The organism is Pseudomonas sp. AAC, assembly GCF_000725445.1.
In the GTDB taxonomy this organism is placed as follows: Bacteria; Pseudomonadota; Gammaproteobacteria; order Pseudomonadales; family Pseudomonadaceae; genus Pseudomonas; species Pseudomonas citronellolis.
Map to the genome: position 1 here is coordinate 660,299 of NZ_KL647096.1, position 19,859 is coordinate 680,157.

Annotated in this window: 18 protein-coding genes; 5 read left to right on the plus strand and 13 right to left on the minus strand. The window is 68.7% G+C overall.

Going from position 1 to position 19,859, the window contains the following annotated elements:
* Positions 1 to 13 precede the first annotated feature (13 nt).
* From FG99_RS12755 to FG99_RS12760, 3 genes are read right to left on the minus strand one after another with little or no spacing between them, the layout of a single operon-like run.
* Positions 14 to 1,261, minus strand: a complete 1,248-nt coding sequence (locus tag FG99_RS12755) for an efflux RND transporter periplasmic adaptor subunit (RefSeq protein ID WP_043270050.1) — start codon at positions 1,259 to 1,261, stop codon at positions 14 to 16.
* A 25-nt stretch (positions 1,262 to 1,286) separates the two neighbouring features.
* Positions 1,287 to 1,457, minus strand: a complete 171-nt coding sequence (locus FG99_RS32100; RefSeq protein ID WP_156060072.1) for a hypothetical protein — start codon at positions 1,455 to 1,457, stop codon at positions 1,287 to 1,289.
* Positions 1,457 to 2,719, minus strand: a complete 1,263-nt coding sequence (locus FG99_RS12760) for a TolC family protein (protein ID WP_081884613.1) — start codon at positions 2,717 to 2,719, stop codon at positions 1,457 to 1,459. Before FG99_RS12760 ends, FG99_RS32100 begins: the two co-directional genes overlap by 1 nt.
* Positions 2,720 to 3,162: 443 nt before the next feature.
* Here FG99_RS12760 and FG99_RS12765 point away from each other — a divergent pair, with 443 nt between their 5' ends.
* Positions 3,163 to 3,837: a heavy metal response regulator transcription factor gene (locus FG99_RS12765; protein WP_043270052.1), complete on the plus strand. Its 675-nt coding sequence runs from the start codon at positions 3,163 to 3,165 to the stop codon at positions 3,835 to 3,837.
* Positions 3,834 to 5,219 (plus strand): heavy metal sensor histidine kinase, encoded by a 1,386-nt coding sequence (locus FG99_RS12770; protein WP_043270054.1) that lies wholly within the window; start codon positions 3,834 to 3,836, stop codon positions 5,217 to 5,219. The genes FG99_RS12765 and FG99_RS12770 overlap by 4 nt, the downstream gene beginning before the upstream one ends.
* On the opposite strand, the gene FG99_RS12775 is transcribed toward FG99_RS12770, so the two are convergent.
* From FG99_RS12775 to FG99_RS12810, 8 genes are all read right to left on the minus strand, one after another.
* On the minus strand, positions 5,220 to 5,543 hold the full coding sequence (locus FG99_RS12775) for a co-regulatory protein PtrA N-terminal domain-containing protein (RefSeq protein ID WP_009614585.1): 324 nt from the start codon (positions 5,541 to 5,543) through the stop codon (positions 5,220 to 5,222). It lies immediately after the preceding gene.
* 293 nt (positions 5,544 to 5,836) lie between these two features.
* Positions 5,837 to 7,672, minus strand: a complete 1,836-nt coding sequence (glmS, locus tag FG99_RS12780; protein WP_043270056.1) for a glutamine--fructose-6-phosphate transaminase (isomerizing) — start codon at positions 7,670 to 7,672, stop codon at positions 5,837 to 5,839.
* A gap of 12 nt (positions 7,673 to 7,684) precedes the next feature.
* Positions 7,685 to 8,455 carry a DeoR/GlpR family DNA-binding transcription regulator gene (locus FG99_RS12785; RefSeq protein ID WP_009614568.1) on the minus strand — a complete coding sequence of 257 codons (771 nt, stop codon included), beginning with the start codon at positions 8,453 to 8,455 and terminating at the stop codon, positions 7,685 to 7,687.
* A gap of 248 nt (positions 8,456 to 8,703) precedes the next feature.
* Positions 8,704 to 10,602: a GGDEF domain-containing protein gene (locus FG99_RS12790; protein WP_043270058.1), complete on the minus strand. Its 1,899-nt coding sequence runs from the start codon at positions 10,600 to 10,602 to the stop codon at positions 8,704 to 8,706.
* Positions 10,599 to 11,462, minus strand: a complete 864-nt coding sequence (locus FG99_RS12795; RefSeq protein ID WP_009614566.1) for an endonuclease/exonuclease/phosphatase family protein — start codon at positions 11,460 to 11,462, stop codon at positions 10,599 to 10,601. Before FG99_RS12795 ends, FG99_RS12790 begins: the two co-directional genes overlap by 4 nt.
* Positions 11,463 to 11,473: 11 nt before the next feature.
* Positions 11,474 to 12,115, minus strand: coding sequence for a thiol:disulfide interchange protein DsbA (gene dsbA / locus FG99_RS12800; protein WP_043270059.1), 642 nt, complete (start codon positions 12,113 to 12,115; stop codon positions 11,474 to 11,476).
* A 154-nt stretch (positions 12,116 to 12,269) separates the two neighbouring features.
* Positions 12,270 to 12,878: a c-type cytochrome gene (locus FG99_RS12805; protein WP_009614564.1), complete on the minus strand. Its 609-nt coding sequence runs from the start codon at positions 12,876 to 12,878 to the stop codon at positions 12,270 to 12,272.
* Between the two features lie 44 nt (positions 12,879 to 12,922).
* Positions 12,923 to 13,213, minus strand: a complete 291-nt coding sequence (locus tag FG99_RS12810; RefSeq protein WP_009614563.1) for a c-type cytochrome — start codon at positions 13,211 to 13,213, stop codon at positions 12,923 to 12,925.
* 188 nt (positions 13,214 to 13,401) lie between these two features.
* On the opposite strand from FG99_RS12810, the gene yihA reads away from it, so the two are divergent.
* On the plus strand, positions 13,402 to 14,061 hold the full coding sequence (yihA, locus tag FG99_RS12815; RefSeq protein ID WP_043270061.1) for a ribosome biogenesis GTP-binding protein YihA/YsxC: 660 nt from the start codon (positions 13,402 to 13,404) through the stop codon (positions 14,059 to 14,061).
* Positions 14,062 to 14,364: 303 nt separating this feature from the next.
* Here the strand turns inward: yihA and polA are convergent, their stop codons facing one another.
* Positions 14,365 to 17,103 carry a DNA polymerase I gene (polA, locus tag FG99_RS12820; RefSeq protein WP_043270063.1) on the minus strand — a complete coding sequence of 913 codons (2,739 nt, stop codon included), beginning with the start codon at positions 17,101 to 17,103 and terminating at the stop codon, positions 14,365 to 14,367.
* A gap of 74 nt (positions 17,104 to 17,177) precedes the next feature.
* Between polA and FG99_RS12825 the strand changes: the two genes are divergently transcribed.
* Both FG99_RS12825 and FG99_RS12830 read left to right on the plus strand, forming a co-directional pair.
* Positions 17,178 to 17,468: a DUF2782 domain-containing protein gene (locus FG99_RS12825; RefSeq protein ID WP_009614560.1), complete on the plus strand. Its 291-nt coding sequence runs from the start codon at positions 17,178 to 17,180 to the stop codon at positions 17,466 to 17,468.
* A 34-nt stretch (positions 17,469 to 17,502) separates the two neighbouring features.
* Positions 17,503 to 18,453 carry a homoserine kinase gene (locus tag FG99_RS12830; RefSeq protein ID WP_043270065.1) on the plus strand — a complete coding sequence of 317 codons (951 nt, stop codon included), beginning with the start codon at positions 17,503 to 17,505 and terminating at the stop codon, positions 18,451 to 18,453.
* 718 nt (positions 18,454 to 19,171) lie between these two features.
* On the opposite strand, the gene FG99_RS12835 is transcribed toward FG99_RS12830, so the two are convergent.
* A complete protein-coding gene (locus tag FG99_RS12835; protein WP_043270067.1) occupies positions 19,172 to 19,858 on the minus strand; it encodes a TSCPD domain-containing protein in 687 nt (228 codons plus the stop codon).
* Position 19,859 lies beyond the last annotated feature (1 nt).

Consider the following 19,859-nt stretch of genomic DNA (forward strand, 5'->3'; position numbering starts at 1 on the left):
GGGGCTCTCGCGGTCAGTGGGCGTGCTCGGCGCTGGCCTTGCCCAGCTCCGACTTGAGTACGAAGCTGCCGGCGGCGGCGACCTGCTCGCCGGCGGCCAGGCCCTGCAGCACCTCCACCCGGCCCTGGCCGCGCGCGCCCAGGCGCACCGGCTGGGCGACGAAGACGCCGTCGCGGCGGACGAACACCACGTCCTGCTCCTCCACCCGCTGGATGGCCGCCTCCGCCACGCTGACCGCCGCCGCACGCGGCGCGCCGGCCAGCGTCACCTGCACCGGCAGGCCCGGCCGCCAGGTGCCGCCGGGGTTCTCCACCACCACCCGGGCGCTGGCCATGCGCGACTGTTCGCCCAGCAGGTTGCCGACCTGGGCGACGCGGCCCTCGGCGCTCATGCCCAGGTCCACGGCCTCGACCTGCGCCGCCTTGCCCAGCTGCACCCAGGCCAGGTCGCGCGGCGCCACGGCGAAGGTGGCCCAGACCCGCGACAGGTCGGAAAGGGTGAAGGCGGCGGTGTTCTCGTCCACCACCTCGCCGCGCACCAGATGCTTCTCCACCACCACGCCGTCGAAGGGCGCGCGCAGCTCGTAGCGGTCGCCGCCGCCGCCGCCCAGGGCGCCGAGCTTCTGCCGGGCGTTGGCCAGGGCGATCTCGGCTTCCTGCCGGGCCTGGCGCGCCTGCAGGTAGTCCTGCTCGGCGGAGACCTTCTCCTGCCACAGCTGGCGCTCGCGCTCGTAGGTCACCCGCGCCAGTTCGAGGCGCCGCTGCGCCGCCGCCAGTTCGCTGCGCAGGTCCGACAGCTGCGGGCTGGCGATCACCGCCAGCAGCTCGCCGCGCTTCACCGCCTGGCCCAGTTCGGCCGCCACCTGCTGCACCACCCCGGCCACCCGCGGCACCAGGTGCGCGGTGCGGTCGGCGTCGAAGGCAATCTCGCCGGGCAGGCTCAGGCGCGCGGACAGCTCGGCCGGCGCGGCGCGCTCCAGCTCCACGCCGGCTACGCGCAACTGCTCGTCGCTCAGGCGCAGGCCGGCGTCTTCCTCGCCGTGTTCTTCGCTATCGGCGTGGTGCTCGTCGTCGCCATGGCCAGCGGCCTCGCCATGGGCCTTGGCGGTGCTTTCGCCGTGGTGTTCGCCATCCTGGTGCGCGGCCGCCTCGCCATGCCCTTCCGGCGCCTGCGCGGCCCCGCCCGGCAACAGCGTGGCGGCGCCGCCCAGCGCCAGCATGAACAGCACGGCGGCGGCGATCTTCATTTCTCTCGACTTCATGGACTCTCCCGGATGGCCCCGCGCCTCAGGCGCCGATCAGGCTCGACAACGCGCCCAGGGCGCGGAACAGGTCATGGATGCACCAGTGCCCGGCGGCGGAGCCGTAGGCCTGGTAGGGAAGGTGGCCGCTGGTGGCCAGCAACGCCGCCAGCAGCAGGGCCGACGACAGCCGGGCGCGCAGGGAGCGCCCGGCCATCAGCGCAGCGCCAGGTCGCCGAAGATGCGCTCGGTGCGAGCGCGCGCCTCGGCGAGGCGGGCCAGCGCCTGCTGGTACCGGTCGCGCGCGGCGAGCAGGGTGCGCTGGGCGTCGAGCACTTCGAGGAAGCCGAACTTGCCCATCTCGAAACCGCGGGTGGCGGCGTCCAGGGCCTGGCGCGCGACCGGCAGCAGGCTGTCGCGCAGGGTTTGCGCCTCATGCTGCGCGGTGCCCCACAGGTCCAGCGCCTGCTGCGTCTCGCGGCGCAGGCGCAGCTCGGTGGCGTTGCGCAGGTCGCGGGCCTGGTCCGCCCTGCGCGCCTCGGCCAGCAGGCGGCCCTGGTTGCGGTCGAACAGCGGCAGCGGCATGGACAGCCCGACCAGGTTCACCCGCTCGCGGGCCTCGTGGTCGTACTGGCTGCCCAGGGTGACGTCGAGGTTGGGCACGCGCTCGGCACGCGCCAGCCGTATGGCGGCCTCGCGCTGGTCGACCTGGAGCAGCGCCAGGCGCAGCTCGGCGGTCTGCTCCAGGCGCCGCAGCAACTGCGCGGCCTGGGGCGGCGCCGGCAGTTCGGCGTTGCCGGCCACCTCGGCGAAGCCCGGCTCGGCCTCGCCCATGAGCCCGGCCAGGGCGCGGTAGGCCTGGTCACGGTCGATGCGCGCGCGCTGCAGTTCCAGCTCCACCTCGGTCAGTTGCACCTGTGCCCGCGTCGCCTCCAGCGGCGCCGACTTGCCGGCGCGCACCCGTGCCTCGGCGGCGCGCAGTGCCCGCCGGGCCAGGGTTGCCGACTCCTCGCCCAGGCGCAGGCGTTCCTGGGCCTGCAAGGCAGCCTGGAAGGCCTCCAGCACCTCGGCGCGCAGCGTGTTGCGGCGCACTTCCAGCTCCATTTCGGCGATCGCCTCGCCGCGTTCGGCCACGGCCACCCGCGCGCCGCGCTTGCCGCCCAGTTCCAGGGGCTGGGTCAGGGCGAGGGTGGTGGTGGAACGCTCGCGGCGGGTGTCCTCGGTCTCCCAGGACAGGCTCGGGTTCGGCAGCAGCGCCGCCTGGCGCCGCTCGCCCGCGGCGATACCCTGGCCGCGGGCGACGGCGGCCAGCTCGGGGTTGGCCGCCAGCGCGGTGCGCAGGGCCTCGTCGAAGCCCAGGGCGCGGGCCTCGGCCGGCACGCCCGGCAGGCCGAGCAGAAGCAGGAACAGCGACAACGATGCCGGCCACGGACACAGGCCCGCAGCCGGCCAGCGGAACAGGCCACGAAAGTAGGACACGGCACACCTCAGGAAACGGCCCGGGACGGCGTTTTCGCCCCATGGACAGGCGGCAACTTCCAGGGAAGTTCCACCCACTGCCGCAACGTTAATTTCCTGCTTTTATCGGCAAGGTGACTCGTCAATTACAAATATGTCATTCAACCGAAGTTCATATTTTCCTGCGTTAGCATCGGCTTTATCCGGCTATCCAGGGCGCTCCGAACCAGGCCCTGAAAACCACCGATAAAGCCGCCTTATCAAGGATTTTGAACAACTAATGCGCCGCAATAGCAATATCCGGAAACATCCTTTGGGAGCCAGCGGCATTGACCCTGAAGCGGCTACAGCCCTTAGCCTCGCCGGCCAGTTAAATATCGGAAAGTTCCCTGCCTACATATCCGTAATTCACACGTCCGATAAGTACAGAATTTTCAGACTTCATAAGTAAGGTCATTCCCCATATGCGAATCCTAGTTGTAGAGGACGAAGCCAAGACCGCCGACTACCTGCACCAGGGCCTGAGCGAAAGCGGCTTCGTGGTGGACCGCGCCGACAACGGCGTGGACGGCCTGCACCTGGCCCGCCAGGGCACCTACGACCTGGTCATCCTCGACGTGAACATGCCGCAGATGGATGGCTGGGAAGTGCTGCAGCAACTGCGCCGCGAGAGCGACACGCGGGTCATGCTGCTCACCGCCCGCGGCCGCCTGGCCGAGCGCGTGCGCGGCCTGGAGCTGGGCGCCGACGACTACCTGGTGAAACCCTTCGAGTTCCCCGAGCTGCTCGCCCGGGTGCGCACCCTGCTGCGCCGCAGCGAGCGGGTGAGCGCGCCGCCGGTGCTGCGCATCGCCGGCCTGGAGCTGGACCCGGCGCGCCACCGCGCCTACCGCGACGGCCGGCGCATCGACCTGACCACCAAGGAATTCGCCCTGCTGCACCTGTTGATGAGCCGCAGCGGCGAGGTGCTGACGCGCACCCAGATCATCTCCCTGGTGTGGGACATGAACTTCGACTGCGACACCAACGTGGTGGAAGTCACCATCCGCCGCCTGCGGCTGAAGGTCGACGACCCCTTCGACAGCAAGCTGATCCACACCCTGCGCGGCGTCGGCTACGTGCTGGAGGCGCGCGAATGAAGCCGGCCAGCCTGTCCACCCGCCTGGCCCTGGGCATCGGCCTGCTCTGCGCCGGCCTGGTGGTGGTGTTCGCCCTGCTCGCCTACACGGCCCTCGACCACGAGTTGCAGAGCCGCGCGCGCAACGAGCTGGCCGACAAGCTCGGCCAGGTCCGCCACGCCCTGGATGCCGGCCTGGACGACCGCGCCCTGGCGCGCGGGCCGCACGAACTGCTGGACGTGGTGGCCGGCCACGACAACCTGGAGCTGACGCTGCTGGCCCCGGACCAGGGCCAGGCACCGCTGCTCGACACCGGCAAGCCGCAGCGGCTGGCCACCCTGGACAGCCTGCAACCGGGCAGCGAACCGCAGTACCACGCCTGGACCGACGACGCCGGCCGGCGCCTGCTCAGCATCGGCAGCCGGGTGCCGATGGCCAACGGCGCCAGCGTGCGCGCCCTGCTGACCCTCGAGCGCGGCAACGACGATGCGCTGCTCGGCGCCTTCCGCCAGTCGGTGCTGGCCGGCGTGCCCTTCCTTCTATTGCTGGTGGGCCTGGGCGCCTGGTACGCGGTGCACCGCGGGCTGTCGCCGCTGCAGCGCTTTCGCAAGGTGGCCGCGCGCATTTCCACCGAGGACCTCAGCCACCGCATCCCGGTGGAGAAACTGCCGCTGGAACTGGGCGAGGCGGCCCAGGCGCTGAACGTCATGCTGCATCGCCTGGACCAGGGCGTGCAGCAGCTGACGCAGTTCTCAGACGACCTCGCCCACGAGCTGCGCTCGCCCATCGGCAACCTGCTGGGCAAGGCGCAGGTCACCCTGTCCCGCGAGCGGCCGGTGGAGGAATACCAGGCAGTGCTGGCCTCGGGCGTCGAGGAGCTGGAGCGGCTGTCGCGCATCGTCAGCGACATGCTGTTCCTGGCCCAGGTCAACCAGGCGCAGGTGCCTTTCGAGCGCCTCTCGCTGGGGGCCGAGGCCTGCCGCGTGGCGGAGCTGTTCCTGTATGCCGCCGAGGAGAAGGGGGTGGACATCGAACTGTCCGGCGATGCCTGGGTCCACGGCAACCGCCTGATGGTGCAGCGGGCGATCTCCAACCTGCTGTCCAACGCCATCCGCCACGCGCCGGCCGGCAGCCAGGTCGACATCGACATCAAGGGCGGCGCGGAGGGCGTGGCGCTCTGCGTCGGCAACCCCGGGCCCGGCATCGAGCCGCAGCACCTGCCGCACCTGTTCGAGCGCTTCTACCGCGCCGATGGCGGCCGCTCGCGCCAGGAGGGCGGCACCGGCCTGGGCCTGGCCATCGTCCGCTCGATCATGAGCCTGCACAACGGCAGCGTCGCGGTGGACAGCGCGGCGGAAGGTCCGACGCGCTTCCACCTGCGCTTTCCCAACGCGGCCGCCTGATCACTTGCCGCGGTTGCAGCTGACGCGCTCGGCGCGGTATTCCAGGCGCTGCTCGGCGCCGTCGGAGTCCAGGTAGCGCATGCGCACCGGCACCACGCCGCAGCCCCGGGCCGGCGTCACTTCCAGCACCTGGGCGATGTCCAGGCGCATGCCGTACTCGTAGCGGCGGAAATCGTCGGCCTGCGCCGGCGGGTTCGCGGCGGCCATGGCCGCCAGGCGGTTCTGCTCCATGCGCGCGAAGGTACGGTCGCCCCCGCTCTCGGCCAGGGCCAGGGACGAAACACCGAGCAGGCCGGCGAGCAGGAGAGGGCGGAACAGGTTCATGGCAGTCACCTCGTCGGTGGTGGTGGAAACTGCCTTCACCTTAAGCAGCGGGGCCTAACGGGAGCCTGAGGCGTGCATGACGATTCGGTTATCCGTGGGGGTGACCCGGCCCGAAGGGAAATGACCCAGCTGCCTAGGCTGAAGTGTTCCTGCGTAGGATGGGTTGAGCTTGCGATACCCATGCGGTTGCGCTGATGGGTATCGCTTCGCTCAACACCATCCTACGAAAAGCCATGCTCGCTCATGCGGTAGGAGCGGACTTTGTCCGCGATTGGATTCACCGGGCGCGCGGCTTATTCCACCGTAACCGACTTGGCCAGGTTGCGCGGCTGGTCGACGTCGGTGCCCTTGAGCACGGCGACGTGGTAGGACAGCAGTTGCAGCGGCACGGTGTAGAGGATCGGCGCCAGGCAGTCGTGGATCGGCGGCATGCTTACCACGTGGGTGCCCGGGCCGTTGCCCAGGCCGCTGTTGGCCTCGGCGAAGACGATCAGCTCGCCGCCGCGGGCGCGGACTTCCTGCAGGTTGGACTTGAGCTTCTCCAGCAGCTCGTTGTTCGGCGCCACCGTGACCACCGGCATGTCGGCGTCCACCAGGGCCAGCGGGCCGTGCTTGAGCTCGCCGGCCGGGTAGGCTTCGGCGTGGATGTAGGAGATTTCCTTGAGCTTCAGCGCGCCCTCCATGGCCACCGGGTATTGCGCGCCGCGGCCGAGGAACAGGGTGTGGTGCTTCTCGGCGAACAGCTCGCCGACCTTCTCCACCACCTTGTCCATCGCCAGGGCTTCTTCCAGGCGCGTCGGCAGGCGGCGCAGGGCTTCCACCAGTTCGGCCTCGACACCCTCGCCCAGGCGGTTCTGCACCCGGCCGATGGCCAGGGTCAGCAGCAGCAGGGCCACCAGCTGGGTGGTGAAGGCTTTGGTCGAGGCCACGCCGATTTCCGGGCCGGCCAGGGTCAGCAGGGTCATGTCCGACTCGCGCACCAGCGAGCTGGTGGCGACGTTGCAGATCGCCAGGCTGGAGAGGAAGCCCAGTTGCTTGGCGTTGCGCAGCGCGGCCAGGGTGTCGGCGGTCTCGCCGGACTGCGAGATGGTGACGAACAGGGCGTCGGGCTGCACCGCCACCTTGCGGTAGCGGAACTCGCTGGCCACTTCCACCTGGCAGGGGATGCCGGTCAGCTCTTCCAGCCAGTAACGCGCCACCAGGCCGGCGTGGTAGCTGGTGCCGCAGGCGACGATCTGCACGTTGCGCACCTTGGCGAACAGCTCGGCGGCGTTCGGCCCGAAGCTCTCCACCAGCACCTGGCCGGAGCCCAGGCGGCCTTCCAGGGTGCGCTGCACCACCTTGGGCTGCTCGTGGATTTCCTTGAGCATGAAGTGGCGGTACTCGCCCTTGTCGGCGGCCTCGGCGCCCTCGTGGTACTGCACCGCCTCGCGCTTCACCGGGCGGCCTTCGGCATCCCACAGCTGCACGCTATCGCGGCGCAGCTCGACGATGTCGCCTTCTTCCAGGTAGATGAAGCGGTCGGTGACCTGGCGCAGGGCCAACTGGTCGGAGGCGAGGAAGTTCTCGCCCAGGCCCAGGCCGACCACCAGCGGGCTGCCACTGCGGGCGGCGACGATGCGGTCCGGCTGGTCCAGGCTGATCGCCGCCAGGCCGTAGGCGCCGTGCAGTTCCCGGACCGTGGCCTTGAGCGCGGTGGTCAGGTCGCCCAGCTCGCGCAGGCGCAGGTGCAGCAGGTGGACGATGACCTCGGTGTCGGTCTGCGAGCTGAACACGTAGCCCTCGCTCTTGAGGTATTCGCGCAGCTCCTCGTGGTTCTCGATGATGCCGTTGTGCACAACCGCCAGGCGGTCGTGGGAGAAGTGCGGGTGGGCGTTGGCCTCGCTGGGCGCGCCGTGGGTGGCCCAGCGGGTGTGGGCGATGCCCAGGTGGCCGGCCAGCGGCTGTTCGGCCAGGGCCTGCTCCAGGCTCGCCACCTTGCCGACGCGGCGGCGGCGCTGCAGTTCGCCGGCGGCGTCCACCAGGGCCAGGCCGGCGCTGTCGTAGCCGCGGTATTCGAGGCGCTTGAGGCCCTCGATCAGGATCGGGGTGACGTTACGTTCGGCAATGGCGCCAACGATTCCACACATGGGGCGTTCTCCTTAGTTCGTGCAGCGCGCGCGTATGACTTTCACGCCACGCGCCTCGATCTGGGCACAGGCCTCGTCGCTGAGGCGCTCGTCGGTGATCAGGGTCTGGATGCTGCTCCACGGCAGCTCCAGGTTGGGCATGCGCCGCCCGAGCTTGTCGGCCTCGGCCATGACGATCACCTCGCGGGCGACCTCGGCCATCACCCGGCTGAGCCCGAGCAGTTCGTTGAAGGTGGTGGTGCCGCGCGCGGGGTCGAGGCCGGCGGCGCCGATAAACAGTTGGTCGAAATCGTAGGAGCGCAGCACCTGCTCCGCCACCTGGCCCTGGAACGACTCCGAGTGCGGGTCCCAGGTGCCGCCGGTCATCAGCAGCACCGGCTCGCGCTCCAGCTCGCGCAGGGCGTTGGCGACGTTCAGCGAGTTGGTCATCACCACCAGGCCGGGCTTGTGCCCGAGCTCGGGGATCAGCGCGGCGGTGGTGCTGCCGCTGTCGATGATGATCCGCGCGTGCTCGCGGATGCAGGCCGCCGCGGCGCGGGCGATGGCCTGCTTGTAGGGCGACAGCGGCGGGCTCGGCTCGGCCAGCAGTTCCTGCGGCATGGGCACCGCGCCGCCGTAGCGGCGCAGCAGCAGGCCGTTGCTCTCCAGGGCGGCCAGGTCCTTGCGGATGGTCACCTCGGAGGTGGCGAAACGCCGGGCGAGGTCGTCGACGCTGACCTCGCCCTGCTGGTTGAGCAGGGCGAGGATCTCGTGGCGGCGCTGGGGCGTGTTGCGTTTCGACATGAAGGCTTATGTTTCGATTCGAAAGTTACAGGTGCGAATCAAAACCCAAGAGCTTTCATTCGTCAAGTTCGGGTGATGGGAGGTTGGGGCGACGCAGGAGCGACTGCCCACCGCACCGGGGCGCTTTTCGTAGGATGGGTTGAGCCTGCGAAACCCATGCTGCCGTGGCGATGGGTATCGCTTCGCTCAACGCCATCCTACGGGGGTTGTGTTTGCCGGCGGGTGCAGGAGCGCCCACGGGCAGCGCCTCAGCCCATCTCCAGGCGGTTGCGGCCGCCGCGCTTGGCACGGTACAGGGCCTGGTCGGCGCGCTCGAAGGCCGCTTCGTTGCGCTCGCCGGCGCGGAACTGGGTGAGGCCCGCGGAGCAGGTGATGACCAGCGGTTCGCCCTTGAAGTGGAAGGGGATGCGTTCCACCGACGTGCGCAGGGCTTCCAGCAGTTGCTGCCCGCCGTCCAGCGGCGTGGAGGGCAGCAGCACGACGAATTCCTCGCCGCCGAAGCGGGCGATGAAGTCGGTCTTGCGCAGGCGCTTGGCCAGCTCGCCGGCGATGATCTTCAGCACCTTGTCGCCGGCCAGGTGGCCGTAGTCGTCGTTGATGCGCTTGAAGTGGTCGACGTCCAGCACCGCCAGCAGCAGTTCGCCGCCGAAGCGCTGCACCCGCGCCACTTCCAGTTCCAGCCGCTCGCTCAGGGCGGCGCGGTTGGGCAGGCCGGTGAGGGGGTCGGTCAGGGCCTTCTGCCGCTGGTCCTCGATGCTGGCCTGGAAGCTGCGCGCCTCTTCCTCCATCGAGGAAACCCGCGCCACCAGCGCCTGCAGGCGCTCCCCGGCCTCGCGCTCGCGGGCCTCGCGTTCCTGGCGGTGCCGCTCGATGCTGCCGAGCAGGCCTTCCAGGCGCTCATCCACCGAGCGCCGGAGGCTGTCCAGGTCGGTGGCCTGCTGCACGCTGTTCTGCAGGCCGCTGACCTGGTCGCGCAGTTCATCGTCCAGGCGCCGCGCGCTGTCGGACACGGCGTCCTGGCCCTGCTGCACGGCGCCAAGGCTGTCGAGGAAGGTGCTCAGGCGGTCGTTGAGCTGGTGCAGGTAGCCTTCGAAGGCGGCCTGGCCGCTGTCGTTGAGGGCCAGCACCAGCACCGCCAGGTCGTCCAGCACCGGCACCAGTTCGTACCAGTTCAGGCTGCCGTTGATGCGCTCGCGCAGGGCCTGGGCCTGTGGGCGGTAGGTGGCCGGCAGCTGCAGCTGGTCGAGCAGGTTCAGCAGGCTGGCCTCGATGTGCGGCGCCACCGCGCTGTAGCCGGGCTCCGGCATCGGCGGCAGGGCGTAGTGCTGCTCGCCCTCGCCATCCAGCAGCACCGGGCGCGGCGCGCTGGGGATGAGGTCGGCGGGCAGCGGCAGGCTGTCCAGCAGGGCGGCGGACGGCGCGGGTGACGGCAGCGGTTCGGGATCGGCTTGCACCGCCACGGCGGCGGCCTGCTGCGGAATGACCAGGGGTTCTTCGTCCGCGACGGCCACGTCAGCCTCGGCGACCACGGCGGCCTCGGCCCTGGCCGGCGCCGCCGGCGCCTCGCTGGCCGGCGCGCCATTGCTGGCGGGCGCGGGCTGGGCGGGGCCGTCCTCGCCGTCTTCGCGGCCACCGAACAGGCGCTGCAGCAGGCCGGGGCGCGGCGCCTCGGCGTCGGAAAGCTGTTCCAGCACGCGCCGCTGCAAGTTGCCCAGCTCGCCGAGCAGCACCGGCAGCTCGCGGGACTGGCTGGCGCGCGCCTCCAGGTCGCGGGCGAACAGTTTCAGCGGCAGGCGCACGTCCCGCGGCAGGTCGAGGTTCAGCAGCTGCTGGGCGATCTGCTGCAGCGCCGTGATGTTCTGGCGGATGCGCTGCTGGCGGCGCTGTTCGGAGTCCAGCACGGTCTTTTCCAGGCGCGGGATCAGCCGCGCCAGGCCCGCGTCAATATCGTTGCGGCGCAGCAGTTCGCGCAGTTCCTGCATGCACTGGTCGACCGCCTTGTCGCTGCCCTCGGCAGCCAGGCTGCTGCGCACCAGGCCGCGGCGCAGCAGGTCGACGCGCACTTCCCAGCGGCGCTCCAGGCGCTCCTGCTGGTCGATGTTGGCGAGGTACTTTTCCTTCCAGCGCTGGTTGTCGTCGCGGCTCATCGAGCGTCCTTGAGAGAAAGCGCGGAGTCTTGCCGGCAGCCGTCGGGCAGGCGGATCTCCACGGACACCGGCAGGTGGTCGGAGATCGGCTCCGGCAGCACGCTGACCCGCTCCAGGGTCAGCCCGGGGCTGAGCAGGATGTGGTCCAGGCAGCGCTGCGGGCGCCAGCTGGGAAAGGTCGCCTGGACCTGCGGGGCGATCAGCCCGAGATCGCGCAGCGGCGAAGTCTCCAGCAGGTCGCTGGCGTGGGTGTTCATGTCGCCCATCAGCACCTGGTGGCGGTAGTTCTGCAGCAGCTCGCGGATGTAGGCGAGCTGGCGGGTGCGGGTGCGCGGGCCCAGGGCCAGGTGCATCATCACCACGGCCAGGGCGTTGTCGCCCTCGCCGAAGCGCATGAGGATCGCCCCGCGGCCGGGCGGGCCGGGGAGCGGGTGGTCTTCCAGCAGGGTCGGGCGCAGGCGGCTGAGCAGGCCGTTGCTGTGCTGGGCGATGCGCCCGAGGTTGCGGTTGAGCTGCTGGTACCAGTAGGGGAAGGCGCCGAGCTGGGCCAGGTGCTCGACCTGGTTGACGTAGCCGGAGCGCAGGCTGCCGCCGTCGGCCTCCTGCAGGGCCACCAGGTCGTAGCCGGACAGCAGGTCGCCGATGCGCTGCAGGTTGCCGGCGCGCCCGGCGGCGGGCAGCAGGTGCTGCCAGCCGCGGGTCAGGTAGTGGCGGTAGCGTTCGGTGCTGATGCCCACCTGGATGTTGAAGCTGAGCAGGCGCAGGCGGCCATCGGCGGGATAGCCGGATTCCGCGGCCTGCGGGTTGACCTGCGCGGGGCGGGATGCGACCACCCGCTGCTGGCGGAGCCTGCTCAGCATGGCGGGTTACCTCACTGGGCGGCCTTGGCGGCGTCGCGTTCCTTGGCGATCAGGAAGTCGGCCAGCTCCAGGGCCTTCTCCGGGCCACCGGCCGAGCCGATGTCGAAGCGATACTTGCCGTTGACCACCATGGTCGGTACGCCGCTGATCTGGTAGGCCATGGCCAGTTTCTTGTCCTTCTCGATCTGGCCCTTGATGGCGAACGAGTCGAAGGTGCTGAGGAACTTGTCCTTGTCCACGCCCAGCGGGGCGAGGAAGTCGGCCATCTCTTCCGGGGTGGCCAGTTTCTTGCCTTCCTTGTGGATGGCCTCGAACACGGCGGTGTGCACCTTGTGCTCCACGCCCATGGCTTCCAGGGTCAGGAACAGCTGGCCGTGGACGTTCCAGATGCCGCCGAACATGGCCGGGATGCGGACGAAATGCACGTCGGCCGGCAGTTTCCCGATCCACGGGTTGATGATCGGTTCGAAGGCGTAGCAATGCGGGCAGCCGTACCAGAACAGCTCCACCACCTCGATCTTGCCGGGCTGGGACACCGGAACAGGGGTGCTCAGCTCGGTGTACTGCTTGCCGGATTCGAACTCGGCGGCTTGCGCGCTGAGACCGAACAGGCCGGCGAAGGCCAGTACGGCGGTGAAAATCAGGTTACGCATGGTTCACTCCTTGGCTGGATCGGGGGCGCCGCGGCGCGGCCGTGATTGGACTGGGGAGGCCGGCGGCGGTTCCAGGCATTGTAGTGGCGGCGGATACGAAAAAGGGTGGCCGAAGCCACCCTTTTTTTTCAAGCCGTGCCGCGGGGCGAAGGCCTCAGTGCAGGCCTTCGATGTAGCTGGAGACGGCGGCGATGTCCTTGTTGGACAGCTTGGCGGCGATGCTGCGCATGATCATGCTGTCGCCGTCGTTGGTGCGCTCGCCTTCGCGGAAGGCGGTCAGCTGCTTGGCCACGTAGGCCGCGTGCTGGCCACCCAGGTGCGGGAAGGCGGCCGGCTCGTTGCCCACGCCGTCGGGCGAGTGGCAGCCGGTGCAGGCGGGCATGCCCTCGGCGAGCTTGCCGCCGCGGTACAGGGCCTCGCCGGCGGAGACCAGCTTGGGATCGGCGGCGCCGACGCTCATCTTCTGGCTGGAGAAGTAGGCGGCGATGTCGGCCAGGTCCTGGTCGCTGAGGTTGGTCAGCAGGCCGGTCATCTCCAGAACGGTGCGCTTGCCGTCCTTGATGTCATGCATCTGCTTGAGCAGGTATTTGTCGCCCTGGCCCGCCAGTTTCGGGAAGTTCGGCGCCATGCTGTTGCCATCGGCACCATGGCAGGCGCCGCACACGGCGGCCTTCGCCTGGCCGGCCTTGGCATCGCCGACTTCGGCGTGGGCCATGGCGGTCAGTCCCAGGGTCAAGAGCAGACTCACGATTATTTTGTTCATCAGCTAATCCATTACGGCTAATAGGTGAAAGAGAAAAGCCCGGGTTACTTGGACATCCACTGGATGATTGCCTTGTAGTCCTCGGTGTTGCAGTCGGTGCACAGGCCACGCGGGGGCATGGCGTTGAAACCGTTGGTGACGTGCTGCACCAGCGTATCCATGCCTTTGTCCAGGCGCGGTTTCCAGGCTGCGGCGTCGCCCTTCTTCGGGGCCATCGGCAACTGGCCGGCATGACAGGCGCCACATGCCCGGTTGAATACCGCTTCCGGGTCCTGGGCGGCCTGCACGCTGGTAGCCATCGCGGCGGCTACGGCTGCGAACAGCAGTTTCTTCATGATCGTCCTCATCGGGAGGGAACGTCCGCGTTCTATTGCGCGGCCGGTTGATTATCGCGTTCCCGTGGCGCCCGACCCTGGGGGATAAAGCGCACACAAAATCCGCGGCATTATATACTTCGCCTGCCTGTTCGAAAACGAGACCGGCCCCCGCGACACCGAGTCGCACCCCGCCGCGGAAGCCCCCCATGCCCCCCAAGAGCCCTGCCAAGAACCCCATCCTCAGCCTTTGCCAGCAGGCAACCTTCCTGATCAGCGCGGCCAAGGTCGAGCAGTGCCCGGAAGACAGCGGCCGCGAAGTCGCCTTCGCCGGCCGTTCCAACGCTGGTAAGTCTAGCGCGCTAAATGCACTCACCCATGCCAATCTGGCGCGCACCTCGAAAACCCCCGGGCGCACCCAGTTGCTGAACTTCTTCCGCCTGGACGACGAGCGCCGCCTGGTCGACCTGCCCGGCTACGGCTACGCCAAGGTGCCGATCCCGCTGAAGCTGCACTGGCAGCAGCACCTGGAAGCCTACCTGAGCAGCCGCGAGTCGCTGGCCGGGGTGGTGCTGATGATGGACATCCGCCATCCGCTGACCGAATTCGACCGCCTGATGCTCGACTGGGCCCAGGCCAGCCGGCTGCCGATCCACGTGCTGCTGACCAAGGCCGACAAGCTGGCCTTCGGCGCGGCGAAGAACGCGCTGCTCAAGGTGCGCCGCGAAATCCAGCAGGGCTGGGGCGACGTCGCCAGCGTGCAGTTGTTCTCGGCGCCCAAGCGCGAGGGAGTGGAGGAGGCGCAACAGGTCCTGGCGGCCTGGCTGGGCCTGCTGGAAGAGGACGGAGAGGAGGCCGAACAGGCCTGAAGGCCTGGCGCAGAGGGTGCCGGCTGGCCGCCGGCACTTTTGCGCGGGCAAAAAAAACCCCGAGCTTCGTATGGGGAGGGGGAAGTTCGGGGTTTAAGTCCGGACCGCTAGGGCGGGGTCCAGGATTCTGCCAACACTAAACACTGCAAAGGAGCATCGAAGGGCTTCTCCAGCCATTCACGAGTTCTGACCCGGGCTGCAGCGGGAAAGTTCAGTGGTGGCTGAAAAAATTTTCCCGAGGCCCTTTTCAGGGTTTCCTGAGGCGCCCCGCAGAGCCCGTCACCCGGGCCCTGCGACCGTTCGTCAGTGGGCTTCGTCCCAGTTCGAACCGCTGCCGGTTTCGACGATGAGCGGTACCGCCAGCTGCGCCGCCTTGCCCATCAGGTCGCGCAGTTTCGCCGCCACCTCCTCGACCAGGTCCTCGCGCACTTCCAGCACCAGTTCGTCGTGTACCTGGAGGATGACCCGGGCGTCGATGCCGCTGGCCTGCAGCCAGTCGTCCACGGCGACCATGGCGAGCTTCATGATGTCCGCCGCGGTGCCCTGCATGGGCGCGTTGATCGCGGTGCGCTCGGCGGCCTTGCGCATGGCGGCGTTCTTCGAGCCGATTTCCGGCAGGTACAGGCGGCGGCCGTAGAGCGTCTCGACGTAGCCCTGCTCGGCGGCCTGGGCGCGGGTGCGCTCCATGTAGGCCAGCACCCCGGGGTAGCGGGCGAAGTAGCGGTCGATGTAGGCCTGGGCCTCCTTGCGCTCGACGCCGATCTGCTTGGCCAGGCCGAAGGCGCTCATGCCGTAGATCAGCCCGAAGTTGATGGCCTTGGCGCGGCGGCGCTGCTCGGGCGTGACCTCGTCCAGCGGCAGGCCGAAGACCTCGGCGGCGGTGGCGCGGTGCACGTCGCGGTCGTGGCGGAAGGCGTCCAGCAGGCCTTCGTCCTGGGCCAGGTGGGCCATGATCCGCAATTCGATCTGCGAATAGTCGGCCGACAGCAGCCGGCAGCCCGCGGGGGCGACGAAGGCCTGGCGGATGCGCCGGCCCTCGGCGGTGCGGATCGGGATGTTCTGCAGGTTCGGGTCGGTGGAGGAGAGCCGCCCGGTGGCCGCCACCGCCTGGTGGTAGCTGGTGTGGATGCGCCCGGTGCGCGGGTTGATCTGCTCCGGCAGCTTGTCGGTGTAGGTGCTCTTGAGCTTGCTCAGGGAGCGGTACTGCATGATCACCTTGGGCAGCTCGTAGTCCTGCTCGGCCAGGTCGGCCAGCACGTTCTCGGCGGTGGACGGCTGGCCGGTGGCGGTCTTGGCCAGCACCGGCAGGCCAAGCTTCTCGTAAAGAATGGCGCCGAGCTGCTTGGGCGAGCCGAGGTTGAACTCCTGGCCGGCCAGTTCGAAGGACTTGCGCTCCAGTTCGACCATTTTCTCTCCCAGTTCGCGGCTTTGCAGCCCCAGGAGGTTGGCGTCGACCAGCGCGCCGTTGCGCTCGATGCGCGCCAGCACCGGCACCAGCGGCATCTCGATGTCGGTCAGCACCTTGGCCAGCGACGGGATGGCCTGCAGCTTCTCCCACAGGGCCTGGTGCAGGCGCAGGGTCACGTCGGCGTCCTCGGCGGCGTAGGGGCCGGCCTGCTCCAGGGCGATCTGGTCGAAGGTCAGCTGCTTGGCGCCCTTGCCGGCGATGTCCTCGAAGCGGATGGTGCTGTGGCCCAGGTACTTCAGCGCCAGGCTGTCCATGTCGTGGCGGGTGGCGGTGGAGTTGAGCACGTAGGATTCGAGCATGGTGTCGTAGGCCACGCCGCGCACCTCGATGGGCGTGCTGGCGTTGGCCAGGACGTTGATGTCGTACTTGGCGTGCTGGCCGACCTTGGCCTTGTTCGGGTCTTCCAGCAGCGGCTTGAGGGCCTTGAGCACGGCGTCGCGGTCCAGCTGCTGGGGCACGCCCATGTAGCTGTGGGCCAGGGGCACGTAGGCGGCCTCGCCCGGCTCGACGGCGAAGGACACGCCCACCACCTGCGCCTGCTGGGCGTCGATGCTGGTGGTCTCGGTGTCGAAGGCGATCAGCTCGGCGACTTGCAGCTTCTGCAGCCAGGCGTCGAAGGCGGCCTGCTCCAGAACGGTTTCGTAGCGCGAGTCCTGGGCCGGGGCGCTCTCGGCGGGGCTTTCGCCGGCGTCCTTGGCCTCGCGCAGCAGGTCGTCCAGCCAGTTCTTGAACTCCAGCTGGCGGTACAGCTCGATCAGCGCCTCGCGGTCCGGTTCGCCCGGGTGCAGGGCATCCAGCTCGATGTCCAGCGCCACGTCGGTCTTGATGGTGGCCAGCTGGTAGGACAGGTAGGCCTGCTCGCGGTTTTCCTCGAGCTTGGCCGGCAGGCCCTTGGCGCCGCGGATCGGCAGCTCGGGCACCTTGTTCAGGCTGGCGTAGAGCACGTCGAGGCCGCCGCCGACGCCGGTGAGCAGGCCCAGCGCGGTCTTCTCGCCGACCCCGGGCACGCCGGGGATGTTGTCGACCTTGTCGCCCATCAGCGCCAGGTAGTCGATGATCAGCTCAGGACCGACGCCGAATTTCTCCTTAACGCCATCCACGTCCAGCGAGCTACCGGTCATGGTGTTGACCAGCGTAATGTGCCCGTCGACCAATTGGGCCATGTCCTTGTCGCCGGTGGAGATCACCACCGGGCGCTGCGCCGCGGCGCTGCTGCGGGCCAGGGTGCCGATCACGTCGTCGGCCTCCACCCCTTCCACGCACAGCAGCGGCAGGCCCAGCGCGCGCACCGCCGCGTGCAGCGGCTCGATCTGCACCCGCAGCTCGTCCGGCATCGGCGGGCGGTGCGACTTGTATTCGGCGAACAGCTCGTCGCGGAAGGTCGGGCCCTTGGCGTCGAAGACCACCGCGAAGGGGCTGTCCGGGTACTGCTTGCGCAGGCTCTTGAGCATGTTCAGCACCCCCTTCACCGCGCCCGTGGGCATGCCGGTGGAGGTGGTCAGCGGCGGCAGGGCATGGAAGGCGCGGTACAGGTAGGAAGAGCCGTCCACGAGGACGAGGGGTGCTTGACTCATGAGTGGAATCAACCTTTTCCGGAGGCCAGGGGCTAGAATGACCCCAGCCGAATCGACAAAGGAACAAGGTTATCATGCGCAGTCGCAAACGCTGGTTGCTCGCCGCCCTGCTGGCCGTATCCCCCCTGGTCGCCATGGCGGTGGACGAGGAAGCGCCGACGCCCGAACCGGATGTGACCATCCGCCAGGAGGGCGACAAGACCATCCAGGAATACCGGGTCAACGGCTTCCTCTATGCCATCAAGGTCACGCCCAAGCATGGCAAGCCGTATTTCCTGGTGCGCCAGGACGGCAGCGATGGCAATTTCATCCGTTCCGACCAGCCGGACAAGCTGATCCCGCAGTGGCAGATCTTCAGCTGGTAAACCTTCAACCCCATGGCGCTCACGAGGCCTGAGCATGTCGGTATTCACCCCTCTTGAGCGTTCCACCCTGGAAAGCTTCCTCGCTCCCTACGGACTGGGGCGCCTGCATGAGTTCCGCGGCATCCCCGAGGGCTCGGAGAACAGCAACTTCTTCGTCAGCCTGGAGCGCGGCGAATTCGTCCTGACCCTGGTCGAGCGCGGCCCGGTGCAGGACCTGCCGTTCTTCGTCGAACTGCTCGACGTGCTCCACGAGGCCGACCTGCCGGTGCCCTACGCCCTGCGCACCGAATCCGGCGAGGCCCTGCGCCAGCTGGAGGGCAAGCCGGCGCTGCTGCAGCCGCGCCTGCCCGGCCGCCACGAGCGCCAGCCCAACGCCCACCATTGCGGCGAGGTCGGCGCCCTGCTGGCACGCCTGCACCTGGCCACCCGCGGGCGCATCATCGAACGCCCCAGCGACCGCGGCCTGAGCTGGATGCTGCACCAGGGCGAGAACCTCGCCTCGCACCTGGCCCCGGCCCCGCGCGAACTGCTGGAAAACGCCCTGGAGGAAATCGCCCGGCTACTCGCCGAACAACCCGAGCTGCCGCGCGCCAACCTGCACGCCGACCTGTTCCGCGACAACGTGCTGTTCGACGGCCCGCACCTGGCCGGGGTGATCGACTTCTACAACGCCTGCTCGGGCTGGATGCTCTACGACCTGGCGATCACCCTGAACGACTGGTGCTCCCACGAAGACGGCGAACTCGACGGCCCCCGCGCCCGCGCGCTGCTGGCCGCCTACGCCAGCCGCCGGCCGTTCACCGCCCTGGAGGCCGAGCTGTGGCCGGAAATGCTGCGCGTGGCCTGCGTGCGCTTCTGGCTGTCGCGCCTGATCGCCGCCGAGGCCTTCGCCGGGCAGGACGTGCTGATCCACGACCCGGGCGAGTTCGAACGGCGCCTGGCGAAGCGGCAGAAGGTGGACATTCATTTGCCGTTTGCGTTGTAGGGCCGCCGCCGGACGGTACGGTTTTTTGTAGGAGCGGATTTATCCGCGATTTCCGCCGGCAGGGCCGGCGTATGTACGCTATCGCGGACGGAGTCCGCTCCTACGTCCGTGCGTCCCAGGGGCCTCGATGCCCACCTGTAGGAGCGCGCCCTGCGCGCGATCGCGGGATGACGCCCCCACGGTTCTGCCGGATGGCACGGCTTTTCGTAGGAGCGAGCTTGCTCGCGAAGGGGGATCGTGCCGAGTCATGGCGATGGGTATCGCTTCGCTCAACCCATCCTACGGGGTGTTTCTCCTACAGGCCTACAGGTTGATGCCGAATTTCCCATCTGCGCCGGACAGCCCCCTCTCCCTTCAGGGCGGGGCGCGCAGCCGAGGGTTGGGGAGAGGGAGTTCTTCAGGTCAAGCTCCGAGGTTGCCGGCGAAGCTCCGTTCGCGAGCAAGCTCGCTCCTACAGGGGATGTGCCAGCGTGGCGCATGCGGGTGTGAAGATCTGAGTCGGAGTGGACATCCCTGTCGTTGCTCCTCTGCCCAAGTTCAACCCCAGCCCGGCCATCCTTGGCCGGTCGTTCGCCGGCGCGACGCATGCTCGTACGGAGTGAAGATCCGATCTTGAGCAGACATCCCTGTCGATACTCCTCCGCCCAAGTTCAACCCCGGCCTGACCATCCATGGTCAGTCGTTCGCCGGGCGAAGCATGCTTCGCAAAGACTCCGGCTCACCCACATTTCGAATACCCGCAATTCAGGCAGGTCGCGCAGCCGTCCATCTGCACCACCGCCATGGTGTTGCACTTGCCGCACAGCTGGGCGCCGGCGGGGAAGCCTTCGCCGGGTTCGGCCTTGTTGGTGCCCTGGGCCGCTTCGTAGGCCGCGCGCTTTTCCGCCAGGTACAGGCGCTGTTCCTCGTCGATCTGCGGGCCCTGCATCAGACCGATGGCTACCAGGTGGCGTTCCACCACCGCGCCTATCTCGGCGACGATGGAGGGCATGTAGATGCCGCCGCGCTTGAGATAGCCGCCGCGCGGATCGAACACCGCCTTCATTTCCTCCACCAGGAAGGTGCAGTCGCCGCCCTTGCGGAACACTGCCGACATGATGCGGGTGAGGGCGACTATCCACTGGAAGTGGTCCATGTTCTTCGAGTTGATGAAGATCTCGAAGGGCCGGCGCTGCTCGTAGGGCGTGTCGGGGTTGAGCACCATGTCGTTGATGGTCACGTAGAGCGCGTGCTCGAACAGCGGCGACTTGATCTTGTAAGTGGCGCCCACCAGGATCTCCGGGCGCTGCAGGGTTTCGTCCATCTTCACCACGGCCGCCGCCGCGGCAGCCTCGGCGCGGGCCTTTTCCTCGGCGACGTCGACCACTTCGAAGCTGCGGATCTTCTGGTTGATTTTCACTGGCATG

Coding starts and splice junctions, on each gene's coding strand:
- FG99_RS12755 (WP_043270050.1), bottom strand. CDS start 1,261: ATGAAGTCGAGAGAAATGAAGATCGCCGCCGCCGTGCTGTTCATGCTG.
- FG99_RS32100 (WP_156060072.1), bottom strand. CDS start 1,457: ATGGCCGGGCGCTCCCTGCGCGCCCGGCTGTCGTCGGCCCTGCTGCTG.
- FG99_RS12765 (WP_043270052.1), top strand. CDS start 3,163: ATGCGAATCCTAGTTGTAGAGGACGAAGCCAAGACCGCCGACTACCTG.
- FG99_RS12770 (WP_043270054.1), top strand. CDS start 3,834: ATGAAGCCGGCCAGCCTGTCCACCCGCCTGGCCCTGGGCATCGGCCTG.
- FG99_RS12775 (WP_009614585.1), bottom strand. CDS start 5,543: ATGAACCTGTTCCGCCCTCTCCTGCTCGCCGGCCTGCTCGGTGTTTCG.
- glmS (WP_043270056.1), bottom strand. CDS start 7,672: ATGTGTGGAATCGTTGGCGCCATTGCCGAACGTAACGTCACCCCGATC.
- FG99_RS12785 (WP_009614568.1), bottom strand. CDS start 8,455: ATGTCGAAACGCAACACGCCCCAGCGCCGCCACGAGATCCTCGCCCTG.
- FG99_RS12790 (WP_043270058.1), bottom strand. CDS start 10,602: ATGAGCCGCGACGACAACCAGCGCTGGAAGGAAAAGTACCTCGCCAAC.
- FG99_RS12795 (WP_009614566.1), bottom strand. CDS start 11,462: ATGCTGAGCAGGCTCCGCCAGCAGCGGGTGGTCGCATCCCGCCCCGCG.
- dsbA (WP_043270059.1), bottom strand. CDS start 12,115: ATGCGTAACCTGATTTTCACCGCCGTACTGGCCTTCGCCGGCCTGTTC.
- FG99_RS12805 (WP_009614564.1), bottom strand. CDS start 12,878: ATGAACAAAATAATCGTGAGTCTGCTCTTGACCCTGGGACTGACCGCC.
- FG99_RS12810 (WP_009614563.1), bottom strand. CDS start 13,213: ATGAAGAAACTGCTGTTCGCAGCCGTAGCCGCCGCGATGGCTACCAGC.
- yihA (WP_043270061.1), top strand. CDS start 13,402: ATGCCCCCCAAGAGCCCTGCCAAGAACCCCATCCTCAGCCTTTGCCAG.
- polA (WP_043270063.1), bottom strand. CDS start 17,103: ATGAGTCAAGCACCCCTCGTCCTCGTGGACGGCTCTTCCTACCTGTAC.
- FG99_RS12825 (WP_009614560.1), top strand. CDS start 17,178: ATGCGCAGTCGCAAACGCTGGTTGCTCGCCGCCCTGCTGGCCGTATCC.
- FG99_RS12830 (WP_043270065.1), top strand. CDS start 17,503: ATGTCGGTATTCACCCCTCTTGAGCGTTCCACCCTGGAAAGCTTCCTC.
- FG99_RS12835 (WP_043270067.1), bottom strand. CDS start 19,858: ATGCCAGTGAAAATCAACCAGAAGATCCGCAGCTTCGAAGTGGTCGAC.